We start from the raw sequence: 5,309 nt of genomic DNA on the forward strand, positions 1-5,309 counted from the left end.
AAAAAAACTTCAAAAGTTTTTTGGAATTTCAAAAAAGATTTCTACCTTTGCAGTCCCAACGGAAACGGAGGGAAACAGAAAAAGATAAAGAGGAGCGCAATGCTCATCGGAATATAGCGGATACGGAAGTTGAAGCGAGATAAGTTCTTTAAGAAAACACAATCATGTAAGCGTGACGAGTAGACAAAACGAAAGTCATGAACAAATTCAAGAATTAGTTCAATTCGATCCAAGATCAGAGATATAAAAAAAGAATTCTGATTATGTAAATAGTTGGAATCAAAAACTTCATTTTACAATGGAGAGTTTGATCCTGGCTCAGGATGAACGCTAGCGGCAGGCCTAATACATGCAAGTCGGACGGGATCCATCGGAGAGCTTGCTCGAAGATGGTGAGAGTGGCGCACGGGTGCGTAACGCGTGAGCAACCTACCTCTATCAGGGGGATAGCCTCTCGAAAGAGAGATTAACACCGCATAATATAATCTACCGGCATCGGGGGATTATTAAATATTTATAGGATAGAGATGGGCTCGCGTGACATTAGCTAGTTGGTAGGGTAACGGCTTACCAAGGCGACGATGTCTAGGGGCTCTGAGAGGAGAATCCCCCACACTGGTACTGAGACACGGACCAGACTCCTACGGGAGGCAGCAGTAAGGAATATTGGTCAATGGGCGGAAGCCTGAACCAGCCATGCCGCGTGCAGGATGACTGCCCTATGGGTTGTAAACTGCTTTTGTCCAGGAATAAACCTTTCTACGTGTAGAGAGCTGAATGTACTGGAAGAATAAGGATCGGCTAACTCCGTGCCAGCAGCCGCGGTAATACGGAGGATCCGAGCGTTATCCGGATTTATTGGGTTTAAAGGGTGCGTAGGCGGCCTATTAAGTCAGGGGTGAAATACGGTGGCTCAACCATCGCAGTGCCTTTGATACTGACAGGCTTGAATCCATTTGAAGTGGGCGGAATAAGACAAGTAGCGGTGAAATGCATAGATATGTCTTAGAACTCCGATTGCGAAGGCAGCTCACTAAGCTGGTATTGACGCTGATGCACGAAAGCGTGGGGATCGAACAGGATTAGATACCCTGGTAGTCCACGCCCTAAACGATGATAACTCGATGTTGGCGATAGACAGCCAGCGTCTTAGCGAAAGCGTTAAGTTATCCACCTGGGGAGTACGCCCGCAAGGGTGAAACTCAAAGGAATTGACGGGGGCCCGCACAAGCGGAGGAGCATGTGGTTTAATTCGATGATACGCGAGGAACCTTACCCGGGCTTGAAAGTTAGTGAAGAGACCAGAGACGGTCTCGTCCTTCGGGACACGAAACTAGGTGCTGCATGGCTGTCGTCAGCTCGTGCCGTGAGGTGTTGGGTTAAGTCCCGCAACGAGCGCAACCCCTATGTTTAGTTGCCAGCATGTAATGATGGGGACTCTAAACAGACTGCCTGTGCAAACAGTGAGGAAGGTGGGGACGACGTCAAGTCATCATGGCCCTTACGTCCGGGGCTACACACGTGCTACAATGGATGGTACAGCGGGCAGCTACATAGCAATATGATGCTAATCTCTAAAAGCCATTCACAGTTCGGATTGGGGTCTGCAACTCGACCCCATGAAGTTGGATTCGCTAGTAATCGCGTATCAGCAATGACGCGGTGAATACGTTCCCGGGCCTTGTACACACCGCCCGTCAAGCCATGAAAGTTGGGGGTACCTAAAGCATGTGACCGCAAGGAGCGTGTTAGGGTAAAACCGATAATTGGGGCTAAGTCGTAACAAGGTAGCCGTACCGGAAGGTGCGGCTGGAATACCTCCTTTCTAGAGTATCGCGGATCGGTGCTCGTCACGTATATATGATTGAATAAGAAGAAAAACATCAGAAGAAAGTGCCCGCCCCGGATGGAGCGGTCCCTGAGAAGATAGATGAACAGAATAGCTAGTCCCGTAGCTCAGTTGGTTAGAGCACTACACTGATAATGTAGGGGTCAGCAGTTCAAATCTGCTCGGGACTACGAAAGAAAAAGGGGAATTAGCTCAGCTGGCTAGAGCACCTGCCTTGCACGCAGGGGGTCAACGGTTCGAATCCGTTATTCTCCACGTTCTTAGTACCAAGTATCAAGTACCTGGTATGAAGATGACTGTATAGCGATATATAGAAGTCTAAATACTAATATCTAGCTACTGGTTACTAAAAAAAGAGTTCTTTGACATATTGAAAGAGAAAAAAAATTACAAGAGAAGACAACAGTATAGAGACAATGCTGGTATGTGTTTGAAGTAACGGGGAGACCCTCGGTCCAGGCCGAACGAACCGTCACCTAGCATATCGGTATATATATCAAAAGCAGCCGCATAGTAGCAAAAGGCTATGTCGGTGAAGAAAGTAAATAAGGGCACACGGGGGATGCCTAGGCTCTCAGAGGCGAAGAAGGACGTGATAAGCTGCGATAAGCTTTGGGGATTGGCAAATGCGAATTGATCCAAAGATTTCCGAATGGGGCAACCTGACTATTTGAAGAATAGTCGTATGATACGCGAACGCGCTGAACTGAAACATCTAAGTAGGCGTAGGAGAAGAAAATAACAATGATTTCCCAAGTAGTGGCGAGCGAACGGGAAAGAGCCCAAACCGATTATGTTACGGCATAGTCGGGGTTGTAGGACCACGATATTGTACAATGCTATGAACTGGAAGCAGGTGGGAAACTGCGCAATAAGGGTGAGAGCCCCGTACAGGTAAAGAATGTTGACATAGTGGTATCCTGAGTACCGCGGGACCGGAGAAATCCTGTGGGAATCCACCAGCACCATCTGGTAAGGCTAAATACTCCTGAGAGACCGATAGTGAACCAGTACCGTGAGGGAAAGGTGAAAAGAACCCCGAACAGGGGAGTGAAAAGAACCTGAAACCGTGTGCTTACAAGCGGTTGGAGCAGACAAGTTCTGTGACAGCGTGCCTTTTGCATAATGAGCCTACGAGTTACTCTTGTCTGGCAAGGTTAAGTCCTTCAGGGACGCAGCCGAAGCGAAAGCGAGTCTTAATAGGGCGCATAGTCAGATGAGGTAGACGCGAAACCTTGTGATCTACCCTTGGGCAGGTTGAAGTTGCAGTAACATGTAATGGAGGACCGAACCGATAAACGTTGAAAAGTTTCCGGATGACCTGAGGGTAGGGGTGAAAGGCCAATCAAACTGGGAAATAGCTCGTACTCCCCGAAATGTTTTTAGGAACAGCGTCGGCATCGAGTTTAATAGAGGTAGAGCTACCGATTGGGTGCGGGGGAGTCAAATCCTACCAAATCCAGACGAACTCCGAATGCTATTAAATATGGCCGGCAGTGAGGCTTTGGGTGCTAAGGTCCAAGGCCGAGAGGGAAAGAACCCAGACCATCAGCTAAGGTCCCCAAATTCGTTCTAAGTTGAACTAACGAGGTCCGGTTGCCCAGACAGCTAGGATGTTGGCTTGGAAGCAGCCATTCATTTAAAGAGTGCGTAACAGCTCACTAGTCGAGCGGCCGGGCGTGGATAATAAACGGGCATCAAGAACGGTACCGAAGCTATGGATTTGCATTGAAATATATGCATCTGGTAGGGGAGCATTCCATATGGGGCGAAGATATCTGGTAATGGGTGTTGGACCGTATGGAAAAGCAAATGTAGGCATAAGTAACGATAAGGCGGGTGGGAAACCCGCCCACCGAAAGACCAAGGTTTCCTGATCAACGTTAATCGGATCAGGGTCAGTCGGGACCTAAGGCGCACCCGAAGGGGGCAAGCCGATGGACAACTGGTTAATATTCCAGTACTCTTCATAACTGCGATGTGGTGACGGAGTAGTGACACTGCCGCGAACTGACGGAATAGTTCGTTGAAAGGCGTAGGTATAGGAACGGTAGGCAAATCCGCCGCTCCTGCTGAAACCCAATAGTACAGCAAAGCTTCGGTGGCGCTGATAGAGCAGGTAAACAGACTTCCAAGAAAACCCGCTAAGCTTCAGGTTATGAAGACCCGTACCGCAAACCGACACAGGTGGTCGAGGAGAGAATCCTAAGGTGCTCGAGTGAGTCATGGCTAAGGAACTCGGCAAAATGGCCCTGTAACTTCGGGAGAAGGGGCGCTGTCTCGTAAGAGCAGCCGCAGTGAAAAGGCCCAGGCGACTGTTTAACAAAAACATATGGCTTTGCAAAATCGCAAGATGAGGTATAAGGCCTGACACCTGCCCGGTGCTGGAAGGTTAAGAGGGGATGTCATCGTAAGAGAAGCATTGAATCGAAGCCCCAGTAAACGGCGGCCGTAACTATAACGGTCCTAAGGTAGCGAAATTCCTTGTCGGGTAAGTTCCGACCTGCACGAATGGTGTAACGATCTGGGCGCTGTCTCAGCCATGAGCTCGGTGAAATTGTGGTATCGGTGAAGACGCCGATTACCCGCAACGGGACGGAAAGACCCCATGCACCTTCACTATAGCTTAACATTGAGATTGGGTACAGGATGTGTAGGATAGGCGGGAGATGTTGAAGCGTGTTCGCCAGGATGCGTGGAATCAACCTTGAAATACCGCCCTTTCTGTATTCGGTTTCTAACTCCCTAATGGGGAGGACATTGTTTGGTGGGTAGTTTGACTGGGGTGGTCGCCTCCAAAAAGGTAACGGAGGCTTTCAAAGGTAAGCTCAGTACGCTTGGTAACCGTACGTGGAGTGCAATGGCATAAGCTTGCTTGACTGTGAGACCGACAAGTCGAACAGGGTCGAAAGACGGACATAGTGATCCGGTGGTTCTGTATGGAAGGGCCATCGCTCAAAGGATAAAAGGTACGCTGGGGATAACAGGCTGATCTCCCCCAAGAGCTCATATCGACGGGGAGGTTTGGCACCTCGATGTCGGCTCGTCACATCCTGGGGCTGGAGAAGGTCCCAAGGGTTGGGCTGTTCGCCCATTAAAGTGGCACGCGAGCTGGGTTCAGAACGTCGCGAGACAGTTCGGTCCCTATCTGTTGTGGGCGTTGGAAGTTTGAGTGGATCTGACCTTAGTACGAGAGGACCGGGTTGGACAGACCTCTGGTGAACCTGTTATGCCGCCAGGTGTACGGCAGGGTAGCTACGTCTGGAATAGATAAGCGCTGAAAGCATCTAAGTGCGAAACTAGCCACGAGATGAGACTTCCTTATAGGGTCGTAGAAGATGACTACGTTGATAGGCCATAGGTGTAAAGGTTGAGAGACCAAAGCCAAGTGGTACTAATAGCCCGAAGCTTTCTCATGCAGAGACACACTGTTGTCTTCCTCTTTAATTTTTGAAACAAA

The 5,309-nt window shown here is 49.2% G+C and carries 2 tRNA genes and 2 rRNA genes; all 4 read left to right on the forward strand.

What is annotated here, in order from left to right:
- Positions 1–295: 295 nt before the first annotated feature.
- The 4 genes from M2408_RS26245 to M2408_RS26260 all read left to right on the forward strand — a co-directional run bounded on the left by M2408_RS26245 (position 296) and on the right by M2408_RS26260 (position 5,266).
- Positions 296–1,825, forward strand: a 16S ribosomal RNA gene (locus tag M2408_RS26245).
- A 120-nt stretch (positions 1,826–1,945) separates the two neighbouring features.
- Positions 1,946–2,019: transfer RNA gene (locus M2408_RS26250), tRNA-Ile, on the forward strand.
- Positions 2,020–2,030: 11 nt separating this feature from the next.
- Positions 2,031–2,104 (forward strand) — tRNA-Ala (locus tag M2408_RS26255).
- Between the two features lie 280 nt (positions 2,105–2,384).
- Positions 2,385–5,266: ribosomal RNA gene (locus M2408_RS26260) — 23S ribosomal RNA — on the forward strand.
- Together the 16S and 23S rRNA genes with 2 tRNA genes alongside form the textbook arrangement of a ribosomal RNA operon.
- The last annotated feature ends 43 nt before the right edge of the window (positions 5,267–5,309 follow it).

Source organism: Sphingobacterium sp. BIGb0165 (assembly GCF_024810095.1).
GTDB lineage: Bacteria > Bacteroidota > Bacteroidia > Sphingobacteriales > Sphingobacteriaceae > Sphingobacterium > Sphingobacterium detergens.